The 23,896-nt window shown below is 47.2% G+C and carries 19 protein-coding genes; all 19 read right to left on the bottom strand.

The features are described 5' to 3' along the window. Positions 1-6: 6 nt before the first annotated feature. A complete protein-coding gene (gene yycI / locus CXK86_RS04230; RefSeq protein ID WP_036612041.1) occupies positions 7-750 on the bottom strand; it encodes a two-component system regulatory protein YycI in 744 nt (247 codons plus the stop codon). A 272-nt stretch (positions 751-1,022) separates the two neighbouring features. After that, positions 1,023-2,303, bottom strand: a complete 1,281-nt coding sequence (locus CXK86_RS04225) for a YycH family regulatory protein (RefSeq protein WP_076252171.1) — start codon at positions 2,301-2,303, stop codon at positions 1,023-1,025. Next, entirely contained in the window at positions 2,287-4,137 is a 1,851-nt protein-coding gene (gene walK / locus CXK86_RS04220; protein WP_076252173.1) for a cell wall metabolism sensor histidine kinase WalK, read from the bottom strand. The genes CXK86_RS04225 and walK overlap by 17 nt, the downstream gene beginning before the upstream one ends. Further along, positions 4,137-4,859 (bottom strand): response regulator YycF, encoded by a 723-nt coding sequence (gene yycF, locus CXK86_RS04215; protein ID WP_017691453.1) that lies wholly within the window; start codon positions 4,857-4,859, stop codon positions 4,137-4,139. The genes walK and yycF overlap by 1 nt, the downstream gene beginning before the upstream one ends. A gap of 247 nt (positions 4,860-5,106) precedes the next feature. Next, positions 5,107-6,639: a peptidoglycan DD-metalloendopeptidase family protein gene (locus CXK86_RS04210; protein WP_101313489.1), complete on the bottom strand. Its 1,533-nt coding sequence runs from the start codon at positions 6,637-6,639 to the stop codon at positions 5,107-5,109. Between the two features lie 486 nt (positions 6,640-7,125). Then, positions 7,126-7,935, bottom strand: coding sequence for a class I SAM-dependent methyltransferase (locus CXK86_RS04205; protein WP_256720066.1), 810 nt, complete (start codon positions 7,933-7,935; stop codon positions 7,126-7,128). Between the two features lie 289 nt (positions 7,936-8,224). After that, entirely contained in the window at positions 8,225-8,992 is a 768-nt protein-coding gene (locus CXK86_RS04200) for a hypothetical protein (RefSeq protein ID WP_076252175.1), read from the bottom strand. A gap of 222 nt (positions 8,993-9,214) precedes the next feature. Then, complete coding sequence (locus tag CXK86_RS04195) at positions 9,215-10,501, bottom strand: adenylosuccinate synthase (protein WP_036671866.1); 1,287 nt, start codon at positions 10,499-10,501, stop codon at positions 9,215-9,217. A gap of 445 nt (positions 10,502-10,946) precedes the next feature. Beyond that, positions 10,947-12,308 carry a replicative DNA helicase gene (gene dnaB / locus CXK86_RS04190; RefSeq protein ID WP_036611922.1) on the bottom strand — a complete coding sequence of 454 codons (1,362 nt, stop codon included), beginning with the start codon at positions 12,306-12,308 and terminating at the stop codon, positions 10,947-10,949. A gap of 1 nt (position 12,309) precedes the next feature. After that, positions 12,310-12,753, bottom strand: coding sequence for a 50S ribosomal protein L9 (gene rplI / locus CXK86_RS04185; protein ID WP_076252177.1), 444 nt, complete (start codon positions 12,751-12,753; stop codon positions 12,310-12,312). Then, entirely contained in the window at positions 12,750-14,741 is a 1,992-nt protein-coding gene (locus CXK86_RS04180; protein WP_076252179.1) for a DHH family phosphoesterase, read from the bottom strand. The genes rplI and CXK86_RS04180 overlap by 4 nt, the downstream gene beginning before the upstream one ends. 11 nt (positions 14,742-14,752) lie before the next feature. Next, positions 14,753-15,673 (bottom strand): DUF2232 domain-containing protein, encoded by a 921-nt coding sequence (locus CXK86_RS04175; protein ID WP_243391271.1) that lies wholly within the window; start codon positions 15,671-15,673, stop codon positions 14,753-14,755. After that, on the bottom strand, positions 15,670-15,972 hold the full coding sequence (locus tag CXK86_RS04170; protein ID WP_017691445.1) for a MazG-like family protein: 303 nt from the start codon (positions 15,970-15,972) through the stop codon (positions 15,670-15,672). Before CXK86_RS04170 ends, CXK86_RS04175 begins: the two co-directional genes overlap by 4 nt. A 265-nt stretch (positions 15,973-16,237) precedes the next feature. Then, positions 16,238-16,663, bottom strand: a complete 426-nt coding sequence (locus CXK86_RS04165) for a CBS domain-containing protein (protein ID WP_017691444.1) — start codon at positions 16,661-16,663, stop codon at positions 16,238-16,240. A 184-nt stretch (positions 16,664-16,847) separates the two neighbouring features. Next, entirely contained in the window at positions 16,848-17,882 is a 1,035-nt protein-coding gene (locus CXK86_RS04160; RefSeq protein WP_036671869.1) for an LCP family protein, read from the bottom strand. A gap of 242 nt (positions 17,883-18,124) precedes the next feature. Then, a complete protein-coding gene (locus CXK86_RS04155) occupies positions 18,125-19,711 on the bottom strand; it encodes an MFS transporter (RefSeq protein WP_101313488.1) in 1,587 nt (528 codons plus the stop codon). A 251-nt stretch (positions 19,712-19,962) separates the two neighbouring features. Further along, positions 19,963-20,868 carry a D-alanyl-D-alanine carboxypeptidase family protein gene (locus CXK86_RS04150; protein ID WP_101313487.1) on the bottom strand — a complete coding sequence of 302 codons (906 nt, stop codon included), beginning with the start codon at positions 20,866-20,868 and terminating at the stop codon, positions 19,963-19,965. A gap of 254 nt (positions 20,869-21,122) precedes the next feature. Then, positions 21,123-22,949: an oligopeptide ABC transporter substrate-binding protein gene (locus CXK86_RS04145; protein ID WP_036611939.1), complete on the bottom strand. Its 1,827-nt coding sequence runs from the start codon at positions 22,947-22,949 to the stop codon at positions 21,123-21,125. Positions 22,950-22,968: 19 nt separating this feature from the next. Beyond that, on the bottom strand, positions 22,969-23,874 hold the full coding sequence (locus tag CXK86_RS04140; RefSeq protein WP_036611941.1) for an ABC transporter permease: 906 nt from the start codon (positions 23,872-23,874) through the stop codon (positions 22,969-22,971). Positions 23,875-23,896: the final 22 nt, after the last annotated feature.

Raw genomic sequence — 23,896 nt, 5'->3', positions numbered from 1 at the left:
AACGCATTACTCCCCTGGTTTGTCTGTCTTGGGACTGAAAACATCCCCACTGATGCCCTGCACGTACAACACTTCGCCACTTTCCAGCACGAACCGCCATGCCGGCATCGCTACCTGTATATCTGAATTGAACAACTGGCCGTAATAGCCCAGCTGAATATCTTTGACAATTGCATCATTTGGCAAAAAGTTCTCGATCAGCGTTCCCAGCGCCTTCGACGCCGGAAGCACCTGCTGATCGCTCTCCTCTGCGGTCGTAATCCGCACTGGAGTCTGACGGTAACCCGTTATTTTCTGGTCGCTGTAGAATAGCTCCAGACTCACATTGAAGAGCGGCCATTTGCCATCCACCAGTGGGTGAAGCACAAAAGCCCCATCCTCGGCCATCAACTGATCCAGCCGGTATGTCCCGATCTGTGGAATCTCACGCTCTAATGCATCTTCCAGCTCACTTTGAGAGAAGATTAACTTGCTATCTACAGGCTGTTCCAGTTCCATATCCACGCCAGCCTTGTCCTCTTCAATGAACTCATAGGACAACTTTGGCAGCTTTGGCGTTTCATTTGGAATCGGAGCCAGCACCTGAATGCCCTTCTCTTCCATCGCCTGCTGTGTATTATCTGCCAGTGAGGTGAAGTCCAGATTGGCTCCGGCCGTCTCCCGCGCATCCATCCAGATCTGGTATCCCAGCACCAGATTGAGCAGCAGAAAGGCATAGATCAACACATTTTTCGCCCGTCCCCAATCCAAAACATCCCCCCCTAACTTAGCTGCTTGCAATACTTTCTCAAGTTGCCTACACCTTCCACCGGAACTGGCCGTTTATAGCCTTTGAACTTAAAGCTATACGATAACGGAGAGGGCAGAAATAACCTGAAGAAGCGGAGCGTTCGCCTTTACCACCAGATTTCTCCCGTGTTAAAAGGGAATTCAAGAAATCTGGGGGTAACAGCGATCGGAAGGTTATTCTGCACGCGTAGTGATAAAGTACAGCTACTCTTTGGTTCAAAGACTATAACCTATCAAGAAACGGTGGTTTCCTCCCCGTTTCCAAAGCGGATCACCCATACCGGAATCAGCTTAAGTCCGTCCTCAATCGAAGAAGGACGATACGCCGGGTACACGTCCACGACCTGGCGATTCTCACCTGCTACCTTTTTAATAAGAGCCTTCAGCTTGTCTCCGCCAGGCAACTTTACCGATTTCTTCGTCTCTGCACCTTCGTTCAGGTATTCCAGTGATCGCTCATAGCTGGATACCGTCTCCTGCTGCATCTCCATACTGATCGTGCCAAAGCGGAACTGCATGGAATCCATAATCGGATAGCTACCATAATACTGTTGGAATTCAAGCTGCGTCTTGATGTCGGCGGTCTCCAGCATCATGCGCGAACGGCCTTTCCAGCCACCATGCTGATTCACAAAATCAACTGCAGACAACGCATCCTTCGCAGGATCAATCTGTCCCGCAGGCGGTGCCGCCGGATCGGTGTAGCTGATCCAGCGTTGCTCCTGTTTTACCTGCAAACTACGTTTACTGTCCGTGTAGATCTCAGATCCGTCTTTTTCCCGAATATTCCGGGTCATGCTTGGATCGAAGAACAGACTACGCTGCATCTGCTCAACCGTGAACTGCCCTGTCGGCACATCTGCCTCAATCGTCTCCAGAGCTTCGGCCGGGATATAATACCCGCCATCCATCAGCGTATATGGCGTCCAGTTCGTACCGAAGTCAACATGCTGCTGCACGTCTTGTACTGTAAGGTCCGCCTGCGTTGCTTCGTATACCACGTCTCCCTTGGCGCTGAAGAACAGCGCATGGGCCTTCGTTTCATTTTTGGACGTATAGATCGAGATTCGGTTAATGGTCTCCCCTTGGAACAAGGAATCCGTCCCAAGCCTCATCACCCGCTGTAACAATGCTACGGGAATACCTTCTTTGAACGATAGCTCAAACCCAGGGTTCTCCTTGCGAATCTGATCCCAGTTCACCGATTGCACACTGCGGCGCTGAAAATCATCGAACGCCCGCCCCTGTAACCGCGAATAGATTAACTGATAGAATGTATTGCCAGGGTAAAACACCGTATGTTTATCCTCACCCAGATGAATAATCATCTGATCAGGGAAGATCAATTCTTCAATATTTCGTTCCTGACCCATATTTTCCGTCTTCACATAGTTCGTTTCTGACGTCACAATGGAATCCCCGCCTCCGGGCAAACGGTAGATCAGAAAATAACTCTGAACCAGACTGGCTACAACAAGGGCAGCAAGCACCAAGGATTTAATCCGTTCCTTCACGGTGCTCACCCCCTTTCTCACGCATCGGCAGTGTGAACGTTACTGTCGTTCCCACATCTACTTCAGACTCCAGAGAGATGCTACCATCATGTGCCTTCACAATTTCCCGGGCAATGGACAGTCCTAGCCCTGTGCCTCCCATACTGCGGGAACGAGCCTTGTCCACCCGATAAAACCGCTCAAAAATGCGATCCAAATCGCGCTGTGGGATACCCATTCCGGTATCCGATACCGAGATGGCAAGTGCGTGTTCATCACTGCGTCTAGCCGCAATCGTAATGGTGCCGCCTTCCAATGTATATTTCAGCGCATTGGATACGACATTATCCAGCACCTGATCAATCTGGTCCCGATCCAGCGGAACAGCCGGAATATCATTCTCTACAGACAGCACAGGCTGAATATCCTTCTGATGCATCTGGAACGAGAATCGATCCGTCACTTCCTCCAGCATTTCCAGAATGTCAGTTGGCTGTTTACGTAGCATGGCCTCTTTGGAATCCAGCCGAGATAGATGCAGCAGATCCGTAACCAGTCGTATCATTCGCTCCGTCTCGTTCTGAATAACACCCACGAAACGACCGGCAAGCTGCGGATCTTCCAGTGCACCGTCATCCAGTGCTTCCGCGTAACTCTTGATCGTGGTCAGTGGTGTACGCAGTTCATGGGATACATTAGCTACGAATTCACGCCGGGATGCCTCAAGCTCTTCCTGCTCAGTAACATCCTGAAGTACGGCAATCGTTCCCGTGATCCCCCGTTCACGCCGGTGAACCGGTGTAAACGTCATCCGAATGACCACAGGTTCTTCTTGTCCTGCAGGTGCAATCTGCAGCAACGTTGAACCTGTGAAACCACTCGCGAGAGCTTCCGCATCCTCCGGATCAATGCCGAGTAATATAGCGAAGTGTCTTCCTTCAATATCCGCAGGATGCATACCCAGAATGCTGCTGGCACGACGGTTTACGAGAATGACTTTACCGTACTCATCCGTAGCCACTACACCATCACTCATATTGGTCAGAATGGAGGTCAGCTTCTCCTTCTCCTCTTCATTCTGGGAGAGTGCATCTCGAAGCCTGCTGGTCATATAGTTAAAAGCCCGACTGAGCTGACCAATCTCATCCGTGCCAAATACAGGTGTCTGCTGATCAAAGTTACCTTCTGCGACCGCTGTCGCTCTCCGCGTCACTTCCTTAATCGGCTGCGTGATCGTATGAGATAGGATCACGCCAAGCACCGCCGTTAACACCAAGGCAATCAGAATGCCGGAGATAAAAATTTTGTTGATTCCCTCCATCGTGGAATACAGCTCGTTCATGGATGCCGCGATGTAGACCGCGCCAATGATCTTGCCGCCGGACAGCACCGGCTTGGCAACGACCTTTTTGCGAACATTATCCTCGTCCACGATATATTCCTCATTGTCCCGAATGCCTTGCAGCGCACGGCTGACGACGGTCTGGGTGTTTTTGCGCCCGACATAGTCCGAATGTGAACTTAGCGAGGTCGTCAGTACTTTGCCGCTGGCATCCAGCACCTGAATCTCGGCACCGTTAATGTTGAACAGGTTGTTCACCAGCACACGCAGATTTTCCGTTTTGTCCTCGCCAGCCTCTGCTTCTCCACCAGCCATCGTCTCCCCCACGAGAACCGACAGCATCTCCGCACGCGCCTGCAAGTCTTCCGTAAAGTTGCTCGTTAGTGAGTTCTTCATCGCGCTCACAAAATAAACCCCGATCAATTGCATCGCAATCAGAATCAGCAGTACATAGATAATTATCAATTTCGCCTGAATCGTTCGGAAGAACGAAAATCGCGCGAATCGGCCCATTATATCCCCACGCTTTTGGCACTGCGCACGAGATAACCGAGCCCGCGGCGAGTCAGAATCGTTTCCGGTTTGCTCGGATTCTCCTCAATCTTCTCACGCAAACGACGGATCGTGACATCCACGGTACGTACATCACCGAAATATTCATATCCCCATACCGCTTGCAGCAGATGTTCCCGTGTCATAACCTTGCCGGAATGCTTCGCCATATAATAGAGAAGTTCGTATTCACGGTGGGTCAGATCAAGCGGTTCTCCGCCTTTATAAGCCGTATACATGTCCATATCAAAAGCCAGATCAAATAGCCGCATGACCTGCTTCTCTTCGTCTTCATGCGCTTCTGCCGTAATCGCAAGCTTTTGCCGTCTGCGCATCTGTGCCTTCACCCGTGCAAGCAGCTCACGCGTACTGAATGGCTTCGTCACGTAATCATCCGCACCCAGCTCCAGACCAAGCACCTTGTCGATCTCGCCATCCTTGGCGGTAAGCATAATGATTGGCATCTCCAGATGAGCGCGCACCTCACGACAGACATCCATACCGTCCTTGCCCGGGAGCATCAGATCCAGCAGCATCAGATCCGGTTTCTCGGATAACGCCAGTTCAACCGCACGAATGCCATCAAATGCACAGATGACCTCGTACCCCTCTTTTTCCAAATTAAACTTCAGAATGTCCGCGATGGGCTGTTCATCGTCCACCACCAAAATCTTCCCCTGCATCGGCTAAGTTCACCCCTATATCCTGCTTAATCCGCATTAGCGTTTATATCTCTCTTCTATGTTTAGCTTGTACCAAGCCTACTTGATTTGTTTCTCTAGTTTGTTGTTTATACTCTCTAGTTTAACATACCTGAAGCACCGTCACATCCCGATCAGGGGCTTGGAAGGTCTTTCATCTGAAAATTTTTTACAGCAGCAAAAAACAAGGCCAGCATTATAGCTAACCTTGCTCCACTTAAGCTCTATATTAGTTCAAATACGTTAACGGATTTTCTACCGTTCCATTCTTAATAATCTCAAAATGCAGATGTGTTCCAGTCGAACGACCCGTGTTGCCCATAACGCCGATACTCTCGCCTTTTTCAACCACTTGTCCAACCTTAACGCCAATGCTGTTCAAATGTCCATACAGTGTTTCGTATCCGTTACGGTGGTTAATAATGATGACATTACCATAACCGCTTTTCTGTCCTGCAAAAGTAATTACACCCTCATCAGACGCTTTCACATCGCGGTTACCTACCAGATCGACACCTTTGTGCTGGCGACCCCAACGTTGTCCAAAGCTGCTACTCATCGTTGCATTTGATACCGGCCAAGCAAATTCACCTGTGCCCTCACCAACAACTTTTGTTCCGCTAAGGACTACTTCAGTTACAGCTGCTTTAATCACTTCCTGACCAAGCCACTCTTCCTGAACCACTTCACCATTTTCTTTCGTTATACGGTACTGCATGCTTTTCAAGCCACTTTGTCCTGGGCGCACGACTTTTGTTGTACCAGCTTTCAACTCGGCACTTTTGCGCACTTCCACTTGTGGTTTGATCTCAATCTGTTCAACAACCTGCTCAACCGATTTAACGGTTACCGCCGGTTTTGGAACAGTCAAGGTCAGTTCGTCTCCGATTTGAAGTGACGTTTCCTTGATGCCCGGATTATGCTGGCGAATCTCGCTTTGTGTAATTTCATACTTGGCAGCGATCGAAGAGATTGTATCTCCTTCACGAACCACATAAGTTACAGGCGCGTCTTTACCAACGGTTAAAGCTTTAACCGCCTCGGACACATCCCATATTTTGTTTGGATCAGCCTTCACCACATCTGTCGCTACATCTTCCTTGATGCCTACCGACTTCAGGGTTGTGCTTGGCCCCTCGTCTTTCTTCGAGGAATTAGCCGATACCGACTTCGTCTTAAGCGAACTTCGCACAGCCGATGCCGATATGTATTTACTCTGCACTTGTTCCAGGATTGCATCAGCTGTTGCCTGATCCTTCACAATACCAATGATTTCACCGTCTACCTTGAGCTCCACACCTTTGGCGTAGGCTGTCAGCATGTCACCCAGTTTGTCCAGCGTCTCGTCACTGTTCACTTCAGGTTTGTACGCTCTTACCGTTTCGGTTGTGATGCCATCCGTGTTCAGCACCATCTCTGCATCCGGATATTTATGTTGATATTCCTCAGTTTTGTCTGTAAATAGTTGTTGTAATTGTGCCTCATCTGCAATGGTACCCATCTCGCTACCTTTAACCATTACTTTATAGTACGGTACGGTGTTTGCAGTAACATATTGTTTGCCTGCGAACCCAAGCGATGCTGCGATGAATACACCACATGCTGCTGTAATGATCCATTTGCGCGAGGCCAGAACGCGCTTCTTATTCACACTGAAGGTGGACATGCTCATGTTGTTTTTGTCTTCGGCCGTCCGGTGTTCCCCGGATTGTTCGTGTACCCGGTCTTTGCCCGGTTGGCGTATGCCTCTGAAACCTTTCATGATTCTCTCCTTTTCAGCACTTCTCAGTTCGCATTTCTGTCAAGACATCACCCATCGTGTCTGTCCCATGCTCGTTGATACTTGTATTGGGTGTCCGCAAAATCAGGACTTTAGCTGCGCTCGTAAAAGTGTCAAAATTTTAACCTTTTATCACACCCGTATACTTTAACACAGGTTTTACACTCATTTCAACTCTACACGTCACACCGCAAAGCCACGCCCCGCTTGCTTTCCCTGAATTATCCATAAGATAGTACGGCTGGTCCATCACCCATTATGCCTCAACATCCGCTGTACTATGTACTTTTGTTCGCAAATTAAGACTAGGTTCTAAGACCCAGTGAAATATGCTTTATTTTTCATAAAAATACATATAAAATCCCTCACCAGATCAACTCTGATAAGGGATTACGTAAACAACCTGTTTGTGGTTTATCTTAAACTGGATTTCATCTCATGCCACAATAGAAATTAACTTTTATGTCTCTATTCTTTGACTGCAAGAATTACAAATCGCTTCTGCTGTACTTCCCAGAATCCATTGTGCTCCATCTCCATATGAATATCCATTAACGGCTCACAGAAATATTCCACTTTGAAATCAGGTACTTGCCACGGTATGGTCTTTAGATAATATACCAGTGCCCCTATATCATAGAAACGCTGCGCGGGAGTTGCTTCCCGTTGCTCTAGAATACGGAATCCACACTGTTCCAGCTGAAGAACAGCACGATCCAGCTCCCATCCAGCGTAATCCGCTGGCATAGGAATGCCGAGCCGATCATTGATCTCCCGGCAATCTGACCAACCTACCTGCTGAGTAAGAAACAGTCCCCCTACCGATAGAATCCGCCTAACTTCCTGCTCATCATACGACTCATGTCGATTAAGAATCAGATCAAATTCCCCTTCTGCGAAAGGAAGATGCGAATCATCAGTCACCGGAAACACCTTCACACCGAGCGGCTGTAAACGTTCCTCTGCAATCGGTATATTGGGGAGATAGCCTTCGGTCGCACATGTGTATGGAGGAAGGGGATGGAGTCTGGACAACATCTCTCCTCCACCAGTCCCCATGTCGAGCATTCGTTCTGTTTGATTCAACAATCGGCGCGCCATTGTTCCATATGACCAAGGCAACATTCCGCTCTGGAGTCGCCCACTCCCTGTTACATAGCTAAAATCCCAGCCACTAAACGGCTGGTCCGCCTCTTGCAGCCCTTGCTCGTATCGCTCTTTCGTCGCCTCGGCAAACTCTTTTACTGATGGTTCTGAATTAGAATGATATAAGTTCATGTTCAATACAACCTCCAATTAGTGTATTCATAAACACAAGTCCATCGGATCTCTTGAAAGCACCCATGAACGGAGGTCCACGAATTGGACTGGAGGTTTCTGCAATGTTGCCTGAACGTTTTTATATGTCGTGTTCTTTACCTTTATATTTCATACACTTTTCCCTCCTACAGGCATTTCCAGAATTTATATAAATAAATTATATTCAATCATCCTCGACAAGTCCATTACATTATGAATCAGGCGATACGTCTATGAGCACACCTGTCTTCCCTGCCTGCCTATCATCCTATTCTGTTTGCAGTACTTCCATCAGGTTGTCGTACTCTTCACTGGTCAGGTACTTCGAGATCACCTGTTCAATCTCACGTAATTCCTGTTCCGTTAGGCCACCTTCCATGGCACCTGAGATCTGTTGCATTTCCTTCTGTGGAAGCTTATTCATGAGCAGGCTAAAGATTTTTTCTTTCTCCTCTGCTGGCAGCTTGTCCTTCGCTCCTGTAATGTCATCCGGTGATACAACAATGGCATCATTGCCTGAAGAAGCACCGCCGCTGGCCGCTCCGGTTCCATTGCCTGAAGCCGAACCACTACCCTGATCTGTTCCTGAGTCATTAACCGTGCCCGTATCCGTCCCATTGCCTGCACTTGTGCCTGAGTTTGATCCTACGGTCGTATCTGTACCTGAACCTTCCCCTGTGCCCTCGCCTGAGCCACTTCCTTGGGACGCATTGTTGCCTGCATCTACGCCAGATTGACCGCTCTCCGTTCCATTCCCCATAACTGAAACAGCATCTTCCGGAACCTGCTCTTCGTCCGCTCCTGTCGGCTGATCTGTCGTCCCATTTCCTGATTTATTACCCTCGCTGGTTTTACCACCCAAGGCACCTTGGAACATGGCGGTTAACCCCATGGGTTGACCCTCCCACTGAATATTGAAACTCGCGAGTAGCGACTTCGCATATGACTGTACAATTAATCCGGTCGTGAGCAGTGTCAGTGAACTGACCAGCAACACGGTTAGCACGATTTTAACAAACCACACAAGCAACTTCATTCCGTTCTCTCCCTCCGATTATCCCACCCGTCTAGCATACGCATGCTGGGGTCTGTGACTCTACTGTTAACCAGTATTGACGGAAATCTCGGGATTATATCCGAAAAAAATACAAAAAACCTCCAGTCATCGCTATAAAAGCAACAACTGGAGGCTCAACATGCCTAAGTCGGCAGAGGATCCTATTTTATAATTCAAGAAACAATCTCTCTATTTCTTCGATTACTCGTAGATTGGAAGAACTTGATTTGTTTGCTCACGGTTACGACCAACTGAGAAGATGGCAATTGGAATGCCTGTCAGTTCGGAAACACGTTTTACATAATTCTGTGTGTTCACTGGCAGGTCTTCAAGTTTCTTCGCTCCAGTGATATCTTCGCTCCAGCCTGGCATCTCTTCGTATACCGCTTCACATTCTGCCAGCATTTTGAGGCTTGCCGGATAGTGTGTGATGACCTCGCCGCGGAATTTGTATCCTGTGCAGATTTTTACGGTTTCCAGACCTGTCATTACGTCCAGAGAGTTCAGGGACAGACCTGTGATTCCACTGACACGACGCGCGTGGCGAACAACAACACTATCGAACCAACCTACACGACGTGGACGTCCAGTTACCGTACCGTACTCATGTCCAGTCTCACGGATTTGGTCACCGATTGCATCATGCAATTCCGTAGGGAATGGGCCATCTCCTACACGGGTTGTGTAAGCTTTCGCTACCCCAATGACTTGTTGAATACGAGCCGGGCCTACGCCAGAACCGATACATACGCCACCTGCGGACGGATTGGATGATGTAACAAATGGATAAGTTCCTTGATCAAGGTCCAACATAACGCCTTGTGCACCTTCAAACAATACTTTTTTGTCCTCATCAATATATTCGTTCAGAACAACCGATGTATCACGTACGTAAGGACGCAGAATTTCAGCATATCCGAGGTAATCTTGCAGAATCTCTTCCACATCAACAGGCTGGCCGCCATAGACTTGCTCGATGACACGGTTCTTTTCTTTGACCAGATGACGCAGTTTCAGTTCGAAGTCTTCAGCATCTAGCAGGTCAACCATCCGAATACCAATACGGGCTGATTTGTCCATGTAACATGGGCCAATTCCTTTGCCAGTTGTACCAATTTTGTTCGGACCTTTGCTCTCTTCTTCCAGTGCATCCAATACCATGTGATATGGCAGGATGATATGTGCGCGCTCACTGATGGACAGGTTCTTCGTTGTAAAATCATTGTCATGAATATAGTTAATTTCTTCGATGAGTGCCTTCGGGTTGATAACCATTCCGTTACCAATCACACACGCTTTATCCGTGTAGAAAATCCCTGATGGAATCATCGTCAGTTTATATTTTTTGTTATCAATCAGAATTGTATGACCCGCATTGTTACCACCTTGATAACGAGCCACCACATCAGCGCTCTCCGCCAAATAATCCGTGATTTTACCTTTTCCTTCGTCTCCCCATTGCGTTCCCACTACAACTACCGTTGACATAGTTAACATTCCTCCGTGGGTGCCTTGCGCACCTTTGTATTGGTCTGTCCGTCCTCTATCCCGGCAGGCATGTTACGCAATAAACCGACTGAGAAGCGTGCTAACGGACAGTAAAAATGTCCTTCCGTTACATTCAAGGGAAGGTTTGCGCTGCTTTAACGCAGCAGTATTAGTGTACCAGTACCCTTTTTCAAAGTCAAATCAAATGGCGAACAATTAGATATAGTACAACCGTAATGTTCGGGATTTACCCATTATTTCAACACAAAAAACCGGAGACTTCAGTCCAAGCTTGCTTGACTGCTATCACCGGTTCAAGGATACCCATTTCAATGTGAATCTATATCTGGTATTTATAACACATGTTTGCGTTCAGTTGCTCTAATGGTTGATCTTCGGGACAGACGATTCTGGCTTCTTGATCGAAGTCGTCAGCACCTGCCCGTTACATCGCGAAGGCGTCATTGTGCGCCCTCTCGTAATTGACGAATTTATTAAAGTTTTTCAGGAAGACCAGTTCCACCGTACCTACCGGACCGTTACGCTGTTTAGCGATAATGATCTCGATAATATTTTTCTTCTCGGTCTCCTGGTTATAGTAGTCATCCCGGTACAGGAACGCTACGATGTCGGCATCTTGCTCGATCGAACCCGATTCCCGCAAGTCACTCATCATCGGACGTTTGTCCTGACGTTGCTCTACACCCCGGCTCAGCTGGGACAAGGCAATAACCGGAACTTCCAGTTCCCGGCCAATCTGTTTCAGTGTACGTGAGATCTCGGATACCTCTTGTTGACGGTTCTCCCCTGCTTTACCACGTCCACTAATCAGTTGAAGATAGTCGATCAGGATCATGCCAAGGCCTTTCTCTTTCTTCAGACGACGGCATTTGGCACGAATATCCGCTACGGTAATCCCTGGCGTATCATCTATGAAGATGTTGGCTTCTGACAAAGCTGCAATACCCATCGTCAGCTTCTGCCAGTCTTCATCACCCTTGAAGTCACCCATACGCATTACGCTGGCATCCAGGTTGGCTTCCGCACAGATCATACGTTGCACCAGCTGGGCAGCTGACATCTCCAGACTGAAGATGGCTACCGTCTCCTGGGCCCGAATGGCTACGTTCTGAGCGATATTCAGGGCGAAGGCCGTCTTACCTACGGAAGGACGGGCCGCTACAATGATCAAGTCACTGCGCTGGAATCCGGCAGTCATCTTGTCCAGATCGATAAACCCGGACGGAATACCTGTCGTTGTACCCTTATTCTGATGAAGTGTTTCCACACGATCGAATACTTCCATCAGTACGTCCTGTATGGCTATAAAACCACTACTGGAGCGACGGTTGGAGATCTCCAGAATGCGACGTTCAGCTTCTCCGAGCATCGCTGCAACATCTTCTCCGCCTGTATATCCTTCGCTCACGATCTGTGTTGCCGTACGAATCAGGCGACGCAGCATCGATTTCTCTTCGATAATCTGAGCGTAATAGTCTACGTTCGCGGCTGTAGGTACACCATGGGCTAGCTTAGCCAGATAACTAACGCCCCCGATGTCCTCCAACTCACCTTTATCCTTCAGAAGCGAAGTCAGTGTAACAAGGTCAATCGGTTGATTTCCCTCACCAAGCTGGATCATCGCTTCAAAGATTAATTGATGGGGTTTATCATAGAAATCCTCGGTTTGCACCCGTTCCATCGCTGTAATCAGGGCCTCGCCCTGCAACAGGATTGCACCCAGCACGGCCTGTTCGGCTTCCAGGTTCTGCGGGGGAATCCGGTCGAATAACATTTCTCCGCCCATCTTACTCTTCCGTTACCTGTACCTTCAAGGTTGCCTTCACTTCAGGGTGAACCTTGACAGTTACTTGTGTTACGCCGAGTGTACGAATAGGCTCGTCCAGCTCAATTTTGCGTTTGTCTACTTTCAGACCCTTTTTAGACAAAGCTTCTGCGATCTGTTTGCTAGTAATGGCGCCGAACAGACGACCACCTTCGCCGGACTTGGCTTTCAGTTCAGTTACTTCTGCTTCCAGCTTTTTCGCAAGTGCTTCCGCTTCCACTTTCTCTTCCTGTTTGAGTCTTTCTTCAGCCGCCTTCTGGTTGTCCAGCGTCTTCATGTTGCCGTCTGTTGCCAGACGTGCGATTCCCCGTGGCAATAGGAAGTTCTGTGCGTAACCCTCAGATACTTCTTTCACTTGCCCTTTCTTGCCTTGACCCTTCATATCTTTTATAAAAATGACTTTCATTCGAACAGCCCCTCTTCCTTTTCGATTTCAGCCAGTACGTTCGTCAGCCGTTTTTCTGCCTCTCCAAGCGTTCCTTCAAGCTGCACGGCAGCATTCGTCAAATGTCCGCCACCGCCCAGTCGTTCCATGACAACTTGGACATTCATGCGCCCCAGCGATCTCGCGCTGATGCCAATCAGTCCATCCGGACGCTCACTAATCACAAATGAAGCGACCACATCAGTCATGTTCAGCAATGTATCCGCCACCTGGGCGATCATCATCTGTGAAATCTTGCTACCAGGGTCTGTGACCGCCAGCGCAATGTTTCCATATACCATTTTAGCATGCTTTATGATTTCTGCCTTAGCAATATATTCTGACAGATCCTCTTTCATCAACCGCTGGATCATAATGGTGTCCGCACCGCTACGGCGCAAGAAGCCTGCCGCTTCGAACGTTCTGGACCCCGTGTGCAGTGCAAAATGCTTCGTATCCACCGTAATCCCGGCAAGTAGAGCCGTAGCTTCTAGCGGAGTGAATTGTACCTTATCATGAATGTATTGCAAGAGTTCGGTTACCAATTCGGCAGCAGAGGACGCATAAGGCTCCAGATAGATCAACACTGCGTCATTGATGAACTCTTCGCCCCGGCGGTGATGATCCACAACTACCACGCGGGTAGCAGACTGTACCAGTTTCGGCTCCATGGTCATGGATGCCTTATGTGTATCCACCACCACCAGCAACGTGTGCTCGGTCATCATCTGGGTTGCCTGTTCCGGTGATACAAATGCTTTGGACAACTTCTCGTCCTTGTTCACTTGCTCCATCATACGTTCAATTGATGGATTAATTCCATCCAGTACAATTCGGGCTTCCACATTGTACAGACTGGCCGCTTTCCACACTCCGATGGATGCGCCGATCGCGTCCATATCCGGAATTTTGTGCCCCATGATGAGCACCCGGTCGCTCTCCTGCATGAGATCACGCAGCGCGTGCGCAATAACGCGGGCTCTTACCCGTGTCCGCTTCTCCACTGCGTTAGACTTGCCGCCATAGAAAGACAGGCGTTGTCCGGACTTCACGGCAGCCTGATCACCACCACGTCCAAGTGCCATGTCCAGACTGGACTGTGCCAGTTCTCCCATCTCACTGATGCTATCCGATCCAAACGCCAGTCCAACACTGAGTGTCATTGGCACTTTGAGGTCAGCAGTCATCTCCCGAACTTCATCCAATATGACAAATCGGCTCTGCTCCAGCTCCTGCAAAGACTTATGATTCAGCATCAACAGATAACGATCAGAAGACAGACGGCGCAGGTACACTTCGTACCGCTTGGCCCATGACGTAATCTCGCTAGTCACACGGGCAATCAGTGCTGTACGCTGTTGATCGTCCATGCCTTGGGCAGCCTCGTCCAGATTATCCAGAACGAGAATTCCCAATGCAAGGCGTTCATTTTCATATTTATCACGAAGAATGGCTAGCTCCGTAATCTCGTATACATATACATACCGCTCCTGCGGGTTATGAATAACTCCATAATGCCGATCATCCAACTGGAATTCGTCATGCAACTCCTTGGATGAATGTTCCTTCGTCCCATCCTTCTTCTCTTTAGGCTGGGGAAGTTTGGGAAACAAATTAAGTAGCGGATTACCCACCATTGTCTTCTCCTGGAACATCTCCGCGACAAAGCGGTTATGCCACTCTACCGTACGATCTTCGCTGTACAGCACAATTCCGAATGGAAGCATGCTGACCGCTTCCCCCTCCATCCGTTTGATCCGAATAGAAAGGCCATTAATGTAGTCGTTAAGCTCACGGCGGAACGCGAGCTCCGCCTTAATCATGACGATTCCCAGCGCCGAAGCCAGTATCAGACTAATCAAACCAAGCGTCCAGTTATAAATGGTAACGAACATAACGAGCAACAGCAGCAGTATGAACGCCCATACGGTATAGTAGCCGTGCCAGCGTTTCTTCAGAAATTTAGGCATGACTCATCACCCTATCGTTTTGATTTCGATATTGCCTCACGAAGCGGGAACGCCAGATCGATAATTCCGATAATCCGAAGCGGACCAATGAAGAAGACCGCTGCCGCCAGGAAATATGGTATAACCGGATTCCATTTCTTTGTATGTGAGAGAAAGAAGAAGAAACCGATCGCTTGAATCATGAAGCCCAGATTAATTAGCGGCGACAGATTCATGGCAATCATGGTCCAGTATGTTCCATCACTTTGTCTGGAGATCACTTCGATCAACAGTGCAAGGAAATAATACCAGATCAACGCACGCGGCATACGCCATTCTCTCGCTGGTGGAAGCTTCGATACCACCACACCCATCACGTTCAGAATCGGACGAGCAATGGCGTGTGTAATGAAGGCCATTACCATAGACGTGACAACGAGAGCAAACGGAATCATAAGCTGTGTTTGTTTGGCAACATCCTCGGTCATCTCAGGTGTCCATGCAAATCCGTTGATCATCTGATTCGATGTATTGGTTAACGGTTCAATGGTCAATTTGACCACATCTTCAATATAACTGGACAGGTCGAATTGGAAAATGACACTGCCGACCAAGAGCAACAACAAGTATTCTGCCAACATCATGCCACTTCCCGCCATCAGGGCGAACAGGGCCGATTTGCGTGTTTTATACGCGTGACCCATAACGATTGCAGGCAGGGTGAAGATGAGCAGTAGTAACAGATAGATGGGGTGGAATACGACCAAAATAACGGCTACTGGAACGAGATGCCATATAAATGATTTTAAAGATAATGAAGCATACAAAATAACTCCCGGAATCATCATAAAAAATATGGCAAGTACCGATAAAGGAGTTAACAGCGAAAGTAGCAAGAGCAGATAGACTGCGCTCCAAACAGCTGATTTAAAGCTAAATTTCAACAAATTCACCTCTTACGCATATGATCTTCTAGCGCGGAAATATCCTGGTACCAGTCTTCAAGCTGGTGACCTTCCTGTTTATGCTTTTTCAACTTCTCAACTAGCAGTGCATCCAGATCCTTGAAAGGAATACCGAGCCTGCGGCCCAATATGTAACTACTCATAATCAAACTGGCAAGACTGTCCCCGATTCGAGTTGTACTGCCTTCCCATAACGCCTTGAATAATCGGGATACCTGATCAAGCACTTCGGTTTTCAGCCATTCAATCACTTTAGCGCGTTTGGCTACATCCAGTTCTTTAGGCATATTGGCGAAAGTCACTCTCCCCCGAAAAAGCTTTATTCTCGATTATAGCATAAAAAGAGGGCCCGCAAAATTACCCCAAAAAACGGAGAAGTTCTCCGAAACTGATGTCAGGTACTTATGCGGAGTCCTCCGTACATCCTATCGACCTATATATTTGTAAAAAACTTCGAATGCGCCCCTGGTTCAGGACTTCTTAAGTTTAACATGATACCGGACGGCTGTGATTATCCCTCATGACACAATAATGTTTAAATTCGTAACAGCCTTACTTAGCCTTGATCGATTCTTTGGCTACAATGCCCTCGCAGTACTCAATAATCTGACTCCGTCTGACAATACCGATGAACCGATCCATATCATCGACCACAGGAACAAAGTTCTGAACTTTAGCCAGATTAATCAGGTCCTCCATGTTGGCGTTAATGGATACAGGTTTAATATCCAAGCGAAGGGGAACATCTTTGAGCAAGAACTTTGAAGCGTTTTCAAATGAAATCTTTCCCTCGGCATTCTTCATATACCACAGTAAGTCGCCTTCGGTAACCGTACCAATATATTTGCCCTCTTTATTCAAAATGGGTACCGCCGTAAAACGATGATATTCCATCCGTTCCAACGTTTGCCGCAGCGTAGAATCCGACGTCACGCACGTAACCTCTTGTTTGGGTAGCAAAAAAAATGCGATGTTCATACCCTTGTGTATCCTCCTTGTGAATTTCTTCGTTCAACTTATCTCGCTCAACTTATATTATACGGATCAGAACGCAGGATGTTCCAAAAGGATAATAGTTCTCAATACAAAGAAAAAAAACAGCAGCCCGCGAATAAACGTACTGCTGATTGTGGTCTACAACACATCATTGGTATGGAATTGGTTATTCAATCTTTTGCCGGTCAGGGATCATGACTTCACCGGCTGGGGTCGATTGATCCATCCAGTTGTTAATCAGCTCTTTGGCATATTGGACATCTTTCTCGTCAGCCTGACCATAATAGATACCGTCTTTTTTCATCCCCTCACCCAGAATGGTGAAGCTTGAAATCTGCGGTTTCTCCTGAGTAAGCACTTGTTTGGCCAGATCAATAATGAAAGATGCTCGCATATCCGTCTGGAAGCTGTCTCCCATGATCTGAATCAATTCCGGAATTTTGGCGATTTGATTCAAATTCAGCATCTCATTCGCCATCGCGTTCAGGAAAATCTGCTGCCGCTTGGTACGATTAAAATCGCTATCCTCACGGTATCTTACATAATACAGTGCTTCCTGCCCGTCATAGATCGGCTTACCACCTTCAATCGTGAATTGCACGTGATCCGGATTCTTGTTCACAATGTCCTCATCGATTGGCAGTTTTACACCACCAAGCGCATCAACCACTTTTTTGATTCCGTCGAAGTTGATCGTTGCATAATAACCCACATCAGCATCAAGAAATTTCTCCACGGTATTGATGGACATATTCTCCCCACCAAAAGCATAGGCATGCGCCAGCTTATCATAATCATCTTCGCCGTCCTTGTTGGCATCCCGTCCTACAATCTGCACATACGTATCACGTGGAATGGATACCAGAAGCACACGGGATTCCTTCGGACGTACTACAGCATAGATGACGGTATCCGAACGTCCACGCGTCTTCTCATAGGCGCGTTTGTCCGAACCGAGCAGTAACACGGAGAATGGTTCCTTACGGTATACCGTTGGATCAGGCGTGTTGTTGCCTTCTTGCGGTACATAAGAGCGGGATAACTGATCTTCTACCGAACCGGCGAGAAACAGATCAAATGCCGCTACAGCCAGCTGCTGACGGAACAAATACCCTCCGATTAACAAAACAACAAGCGAAACGAGCGTTATATATAGGCCTTTTCTTCTTTTCTTCTTCTTATCCTTAGTTCTGCTTTTCATCCATCGATTCCTTCTTCACTATCGAAATGATAATCCATAATACCAATTAAACGTCTGAGATGTCTTGTGACTCGGTGTTCTCTGAAGTTTTCTCTCTCTGGAATCAAGACACCGCTTACGCTCGTTCTATTGTAATCATTGCGAGAGCAAGAAAAGTTACAATCCGGTTAAATTGAAAAGAACAGCGACTCCTTTTTAGCTACAAAAGGTACACTGTTCTCTTCATTTCTAACGTTATCGAATCAGTTTGTGGATATACTTTCCACATGTTGGCTTTTCTCTTTTTGACGCAGACGTCCCGTTATAAGCGCAGCTACCAGCGTAAGCACACTGAATACCACCGCAGACCAGAAAAGGCCATTATAACCCTGCCCTGTCGTTTGATGCACTGCCTGGAGCAACACATCACGGATGCCTTCATCAGGAATCTGGGACAGGCCCTCTGTCAGACTGGAGACATCACTCCCTGCTGCTCCACCCGATGCATATTGCTCCAGCATCTCCGGAGGCACCTGAATTCCTTTGTCAGCGAATCCTGCCTGAATGTTGGACCCCAGATTAATGAAAGAACGTGCCAGGAATCCAGCGAAAATCGTAGGTGCAATAGCCATCGCCATCTGGCGGAATAACGAACTGGTCGCTACCGCGATGCCTTTGTTGTTCTCCCCCGCCTGTTCCGTGACAAGTACGTTAACTGGCGCACCAAGCATCATGCCGAAACCGATACCTACGAGTGTACTCGCGATGACAAATTGCCAGATATGCTCCACCCATAGCGGGAACAGCAGGAATCCAATGGCAGATAACAGCCCCGCAACCGATAACGTCCAGATCGGCCCTTTGCGGTCAACGAGGTATCCACCTCCACCTGCCCCGATGCCAGATGCCAGCGCAAGCGGAGTAAACCAGTACCCGGAAGCCGTATTGGATACGCCGAGATATTGCTCAACAAATCCGGGAATAAAGATCACCGAGGCCAGAATGGCTCCGGAGAAAAAGGCAATCAACAGCGTCCAGCGAAAGGACGCAATGCCCAGAAGCTGTGTCGATACAACAGGTTCACGTTCAGATCCTTCTAGCCTTTTTTCCATGAAGTAAAAGAGCACCAGAATGATCACACCTGCCAAGAAAAAGCCGTAGAACATCGGTGATCCCAGGCTTTGAAGCATGTTCACACCGTCCAGATTGCTAAAGCTATACATTAAACTGAGTACACCCAACGTTAGGACAGCAATACCGCTCCAGTCCACTGCTGCACGATTCAGTTCCTGCTCTTCCTGAATAAATCGAATACCTGCTATGAATAGCAGAATGGCGATAGGCACGTTAATCAGGAATAACCAATGCCAGTTGCCAGTCAGATCCAGTATAAAAGCACCGACATTGGGTCCCAAGATAGCGGCAACACCATTCATCCCTCCCAGCAGACCCAAGGCTGTACCTTGTCGCTCCGCCGGGAACTTGCTTAATACATATGAGCTGGCAATGATAAAAATCCCACCACCGCCCAAAGCTTGAATGACACGAGCAATCAGGAAAAAGGTAAACGATGTGCTCAGCGCGACAAGCAGGGACCCGATCCCAAACAACGCCACTTCAATCAAAAATAGTTTCTTGCGACCATAACGGTCCGACAGTTTGCCTGCAATAGGTACACTCACCGCAAGCCCAAGCGTGTAAAGCGTAATCGTCCATGCTCCCCATGTTGGCGACACACCAAATGATGCATTTAAGGTGGTCAGTGAAGAGGTGATGATCCCATTATCCAGCGCAGCCATAAATACCCCTATGGCAAACAGGACTAGCGGCCATTTCATTTGTTTTTGCATCACAAGTTACCTCCCGATCAGATCGTAAATTCAGTATCGTACAGTTGGTTTGGTACATATATATTAAACCGAGATGAATAATAATGACTCACTGGTCATTTTAAAACAAAAGAAAACCATATGTCAATTTAATAATATGGTTATATGGATCAATTTACCTCAGATTCGATAAAATAGAGCTACCACATGTTCAGTCGAACCTGCGGACAGCCCTCATATCTTATCTAACGTACTAACGCTTGCGTAATGCTTCAATAATCTGGTCTGACTCGGTTTCCCGAAAACCCATAGTTGAATAACTTCCGAGTCTCCACAAAACGCCCTTCACGAGTATCTGTTCCAAATACAACTGATATCAGTCTTTTGCCATCACGTTCAGCTGTCCCCACAAAATGATATCCGGAATCTTCATCATACCCGGTCTTCAATCCGTCATTCCCATCGTAAGCATACGGTCCACCAATAGAGGACAACATCCAGTTCGTGTTACTCATGTACATCCCTTTTTGGTGCATTGATACTTGCATTTGACTGGAGATTCTTAAAATCTCGGGATGGTTATTCAGCAGATATCGCGCAAGCTTGCATGCATCTATAGCCGTCATTAAGGTCTGCCCTTGTATATCCATCGGACGGTTAGGACCAAGCAGCTTTTCACTGAGGCCCGTTGAATTCGTGAATTGTGTATCCTCAGAAAGTCCAATCTGAGTTGCTTTCTGATTCATCTGTTGCACAAACTTCTGCTCTGTACCACTGATATGTTCAGCCAGAGCAACCGCTGCATCATTGGCTGAATAGACAGCTATGATCTCGAACAACTCCTGAACGGTGAATTGCTCTCCTTGTTTCAGGGTCAGTTGACTGCCCCCCAAGGAGCTGGCATACAGACTCACATTAACAAGATCATTCCAGCCTATATCACCATTGATCACGGCCTCCATTACTAACAGTTCTGTCATCAACTTACTGACGCCTGCCGGAGCAATCTCTTCGGAGCCGTTAAAATCCATTAAGATCTGTTCAGAGTTCATATCCATTAATACCGCAGATTCAGCTTTAATTCCCGGTTTGCCTACCAGCATGTCCGGTTTCACACCCAAATATATAATAAGCAAGAGAGCTAGCAGCATACCTGCCCGTTTCCACCATTTTTTCATAAGATGATCACCTCTTACCTATATAGACGAAGTAAAGAGGCATTTTGTCTGCACTTTTTTGAAAAAAAGTTAAATTTTTTTTATTTTTTGGTTACAAAAAAAACATGAACCCCATACACCCATGCCAGAGTGTACAGAATCCATGTTTTTAAAGACACTTTTTATTCATTTTTCCAGGAGAATTCTTCATTAATAATCTAGCAACCGGCTTCTTAAAGGACCCCAATCCTTACAGCTGCTAATTTAAGAATGTTTTACTGAGCTACAACTGCTTTGTCTGCATTAACTTGCAGGTCGCTCAGGTAAACGCCTGTTCCATCACCAATCGCATAGTTCATTACACGTTTGTTAACGGGTGCTACAACTGCACGATACAGTGTAGGGAATACAGGAACTTCATCTACCATGTATTGTTGCCATTGATTGTAGATCTCTTTACGCTTGTCTACATCAAATGCTTCAGCAGAGATACCTTGTGCCAGCAATTTGTCATTCTCTTCGCTGGAGAATCTGGAGAAGTTGTAGAGTGCATCACGGCCATACAGACCAGATGGATCTACGTCAATACCAACGCCCCATGCTGCTTGATACACATCAATGTTCGGATCATCTTTACCTGTGTTACCTACACGGTCATAGAAGCTGTTGAACTCAACCATTTCCAGATTTACTTTCAAACCAATAGCTGCCCATGATTGAACATAATAACGAGCCAATGGTTCAGCTGTGTCTCCACCAGTCATGGATACAAAGTTGATTTCGAGTGGTGTTCCATCCGGATTCGTACGGAATTCACCATCCAGTTTGTAACCAGCTTCGTCGAGCAATGCTTTCGCTGCTTCTGGATCATATGTTACACCCGGATTGTTGGAATCATGGAATTCTGGGTGAGACGGTGGAATCAAGGTTGTTGCGTTCCAACGCAGGCCATTATAGAAACGTTTACCAACTTGATCGTTATCTACAGCCATCCACATTGCTTTACGCAATTTTTTGTCGCCCATTTTTGCTTCGGCATTGCTTACAACTTTTCCGTTCTCTTCATCCCACGTACCCAGTTTGAAACCGATGTACGTATAAGCACGATCGATTGCGCCCAGGAATTCTACGTTGGACAGGTTAGCATTATCTTTGTATTGATCTGTCGGGAATGCATCCACGAGGTCTACCCCGCCAGATTTCAGTTCTTGAACAACCGTTGTCGGGTTGATAACTTTCAGAGTCACTTTGTCCAGTTTCGGAGCCCCACGCCAGTAGTCTTCGTTCTTAACATAAGTTACAGACTCACCCGGAGTGATTACATCCACTTTAAATGGACCAAAACCAATTGGTTTTTCACGTACTTCTTTGGAAGAAGACATTTTTGCTACATCCATATCGCCGAAGATATGTTTAGCCAGTGGATACGTCCATACGCCACCTGTCAGCAGGGACGGAGTGGATTCTTTATACGTAATGCTGATTTGTTTGTCGCTCAGCACTTTAATACCAGAGATTGTTTTTGCTTTTCCAGCATGGAATTCTTCCATACCTACTATGCTAGTAAAGTTGGAGTCATAACGTGGACCATCATACGCTTTGTTACCAATAACTTCATAAGCAAATTGCAGATCTTCAGCCGTTACCGGCTTGCCATCATGCCAGTTTACGTTGTCACGAATGGTCAGTGTGAACGTTTTGCCATCTTCAGATGTCTCATATGTTGCTGCACCATCATTGGTGTACACATAGTCTTTGTCCCATGTAAGTAATGGCTCATCGAACCATTGCAGTACCTGAACATCCGGGTTACCGGAATAGAAGTTATAGTTCAGTGTACCTTCAAAAGCAGTATCCGATACAAGTCCGAATGTAATCGATCCACCCTCGATCGCAGTACCCTCATTCGTTTTGACATTGTTGAAGTCATCAATGGAGTAAACGCCCTCTTCATTAGCAGGTTTTTCCTCCGTTTTTCCCTCTTCTGTGTTGGAAGCTGGAGCTGGAGTAGCTGCCTCTTTCTCAGAGCACGCTGCGAGCACCAATACAAAGACCAACATCATCGTGAAAAATAGTCCCCGTGAAAATAATCCCTTTTTCATGAACCTTTCCTCCCTTTTTTTAACCTCTTCTTTGTCTTGCATCAGTCGCACGCTTTAGGGCTTGACCGACATTATTTATACTCAACATCAATACCAGAATCAGTACCGATGCGGGTAGCCATATCCACCATCTGGATTCCAGGGTTTGCGGATTACGTGCATAACTTACGAGTGTTCCAAGACTAGGCGTACTTTCGGGAAAACCAAACCCGAGGAAAGACAGCCCGGATTCGAGGCCAATGTTGGCAGCGAGATTCAATGTCATCGTTACGATGATAATGGAGCTCAGATTCGGAAGAACCTGTGAGAGCATAATCTTCAGATGAGAAGAGCCCAATGTTTTTGAAGCTTTTACATAATCCAGTTCCCGTTCCTGTAATGCTTTGGAGCGAATCAATCTGGCGATACCCATCCAGAGAAATGCGGTCATGATTAGAGAGAACGAGATGATATTGTATTTCGGTACTGCCGTAACAAACGCGATAACAATCATCAACATGGGAAGGATCATGAAGAAATCAACAACACGCATAAACAGGTTGTCTATCATTCCACCGAAATAACCGGATAAAAGGCCAATTAAGATACCTATGAAGCCAGTCATTAACGTTACGATAATTCCAATGGTCAGGGAGTTACGTGTACCGATGACCAGTTGGCCAAATACATCACGACCTCCATAGTCCGTTCCAAGCCAATATTTCGCGGATGGTGGTTCATATAAGGCAAACAGATCCACGCGTACGATATCATCCTGATTCAGAATGAGAGACGTGCCATATACCAGCAACATGACCAAGCCCAAGAAAATGAGCGAGATTAGTGCCACCTTATCTCTGACAAGCTCCCTCCATAAAATACTCAAGCTGGAGGGGCTTTTATCAACCTTTTGTGAAGTTACAACTACCTCGTTGGCCTTGCTCATCTTGTTTTCACCCCGAAATCTT

Origin of the sequence: Paenibacillus sp. BGI2013, assembly GCF_002843485.1 — a bacterium.
GTDB lineage: Bacteria > Bacillota > Bacilli > Paenibacillales > Paenibacillaceae > Paenibacillus > Paenibacillus amylolyticus.
Note: the sequence above shows the minus strand (reverse complement) of the source record. Positions and strands in the feature narration are given on the sequence as shown.

Excerpts from the sequence above, each read along its gene's own strand:
- CXK86_RS04165 (WP_017691444.1), bottom strand. The coding sequence starts at position 16,663 with ATGAACATCGCATTTTTTTTGCTACCCAAACAAGAGGTTACGTGCGTG.
- CXK86_RS04145 (WP_036611939.1), bottom strand. The coding sequence starts at position 22,949 with ATGAAAAAGGGATTATTTTCACGGGGACTATTTTTCACGATGATGTTG.
- CXK86_RS04210 (WP_101313489.1), bottom strand. The coding sequence starts at position 6,639 with ATGAAAGGTTTCAGAGGCATACGCCAACCGGGCAAAGACCGGGTACAC.
- yycF (WP_017691453.1), bottom strand. The coding sequence starts at position 4,859 with ATGCAGGGGAAGATTTTGGTGGTGGACGATGAACAGCCCATCGCGGAC.
- dnaB (WP_036611922.1), bottom strand. The coding sequence starts at position 12,308 with ATGGGCGGAGAAATGTTATTCGACCGGATTCCCCCGCAGAACCTGGAA.
- CXK86_RS04195 (WP_036671866.1), bottom strand. The coding sequence starts at position 10,501 with ATGTCAACGGTAGTTGTAGTGGGAACGCAATGGGGAGACGAAGGAAAA.
- CXK86_RS04150 (WP_101313487.1), bottom strand. The coding sequence starts at position 20,868 with ATGAAAAAATGGTGGAAACGGGCAGGTATGCTGCTAGCTCTCTTGCTT.
- rplI (WP_076252177.1), bottom strand. The coding sequence starts at position 12,753 with ATGAAAGTCATTTTTATAAAAGATATGAAGGGTCAAGGCAAGAAAGGG.
- CXK86_RS04180 (WP_076252179.1), bottom strand. The coding sequence starts at position 14,741 with ATGCCTAAATTTCTGAAGAAACGCTGGCACGGCTACTATACCGTATGG.
- CXK86_RS04160 (WP_036671869.1), bottom strand. The coding sequence starts at position 17,882 with ATGAAAAGCAGAACTAAGGATAAGAAGAAGAAAAGAAGAAAAGGCCTA.
- CXK86_RS04200 (WP_076252175.1), bottom strand. The coding sequence starts at position 8,992 with ATGAAGTTGCTTGTGTGGTTTGTTAAAATCGTGCTAACCGTGTTGCTG.
- CXK86_RS04155 (WP_101313488.1), bottom strand. The coding sequence starts at position 19,711 with ATGCAAAAACAAATGAAATGGCCGCTAGTCCTGTTTGCCATAGGGGTA.
- CXK86_RS04205 (WP_256720066.1), bottom strand. The coding sequence starts at position 7,935 with ATGAACTTATATCATTCTAATTCAGAACCATCAGTAAAAGAGTTTGCC.
- walK (WP_076252173.1), bottom strand. The coding sequence starts at position 4,137 with ATGGGCCGATTCGCGCGATTTTCGTTCTTCCGAACGATTCAGGCGAAA.
- CXK86_RS04170 (WP_017691445.1), bottom strand. The coding sequence starts at position 15,972 with ATGCCTAAAGAACTGGATGTAGCCAAACGCGCTAAAGTGATTGAATGG.
- CXK86_RS04140 (WP_036611941.1), bottom strand. The coding sequence starts at position 23,874 with ATGAGCAAGGCCAACGAGGTAGTTGTAACTTCACAAAAGGTTGATAAA.